Source organism: Streptomyces sp. NPDC006544, assembly GCF_040611715.1.
In the GTDB taxonomy this organism is placed as follows: domain Bacteria; phylum Actinomycetota; class Actinomycetes; order Streptomycetales; family Streptomycetaceae; genus Streptomyces.
The window spans coordinates 1-1,364 of the sequence record NZ_JBEXOV010000227.1; the positions used below are offsets into that span (position 1 = coordinate 1).

The window sequence follows — 1,364 nt, forward strand, 5'->3', positions numbered from 1 at the left end:
CATAGCATTCCTCCATTGATAGTATTGTACCATAACTTGAAAGCACTTATATAAATTAACATAGAATAAATTACGGGTTAATGAACAATAAATGCAAATGATTTTAATAATCTTAATAAGAAAAGAAGAGTGTTCAGAAAATGACCATTTTCTGAACATCTGATAAAAAAGGAAAAACGATTAGAACGCTTTTCTTTTTTATGTCTATTTATTTGATAATAGTCCAAAAACACTAAACAGGCTTTTAGTGATCCTTGCCTTCAATCGTTTCGATATCGCCTTTGCCGTCACGGGACACGATGGCCTTGATAGCGGCAGTGATGCCTAAAACATCATCATCCAATGACAACGCTGGTGTTTCCGGACGAGTGACAACCTGTTCCGGCAAAAATGGAATATGCATGAAGCCGGCCTTAATATCGGGAAACATCTTATCCCGCATATACTGTACCTGATAAAAAATGTGGTTGCAGACGTAAGTGCCTGCTGTGTTGGAGACTGCTGACGGAACACCAGCTTCCCGAATGGCTTTGGCCATGGCCTTAATTGGTAACTGGGTAAAGTAGGCATTCTCGCCATCGCCATGAATCGTGTGATTAAGTGGCTGATACCCGGCATTATCTTGAATCCGACCGTCATCCAAGTTAATCGCAACTCGCTCCGGCGTGAGTTCAAACCGGCCACCAGCCTGACCAATGCTCAACACATAGTCAGGCTTTTCTTTGGCAATAGCATCTTTAACGACATCGGCTGAAACATTAAACTTTGTCGGAATTTCCAATTTAACGATTTGTGCCCCAGCAATTTCATCCGGCAAACGTTTCACGGCTTCAATCGCAGGATTAATTTTATCGTCGCCAAAGGGATCAAATCCGGTAACAAGAATTTTCATGAGAAGATTTCCTTTCTAAAATGCCAAGAAGTACAGAAGCTATCGAGAAGTGTATCTTGTACCATCTTTAAGACGTTGGAGTCTTTGATGGGTAGGACAATTTGTTGCGCCATGATTTATATATACCTTTCTGAAATTAAATAATTAAACTTATAATAGGCTCCGCCTTTTTATGACCACATTAAAAAACTAAACAAAAAGAACACCATATAAATTTTGTACGTGGTCTTCTTTTTGCTTTGAATCATTTCATTCCCTTGCTAAACCATTAGAAGCTTATTGTCAGTTTCAATAATACATCCAGTTACAGTTTACAAGACAATCTCCTACCATAGCTCTTTAGTGGTATCAGCATAAATTTATCATTCCATTACTAAAAGTTACTTAAAAATCCTTTTACTTTCTCATACATATTTTGAGTTTCTATATCATTATATTCTAATAGCAATTCAGGATCAGAAAACAAATATCC

At 37.6% G+C, this 1,364-nt stretch carries 1 protein-coding gene; it reads right to left on the bottom strand.

The window, feature by feature from the left end; genetic code table 11:
• Window positions 1-244: 244 nt before the first annotated feature.
• A complete protein-coding gene (gene pcp, locus ABZY44_RS37705) occupies window positions 245-892 on the bottom strand; it encodes a pyroglutamyl-peptidase I (RefSeq protein WP_014573651.1) in 648 nt (215 codons plus the stop codon).
• Window positions 893-1,364 lie beyond the last annotated feature (472 nt).

What these genes read in the sequence shown, in the direction of transcription:
- pcp (WP_014573651.1), bottom strand. Translation starts at nt 892, where the DNA reads ATGAAAATTCTTGTTACCGGATTTGATCCCTTTGGCGACGATAAAATT.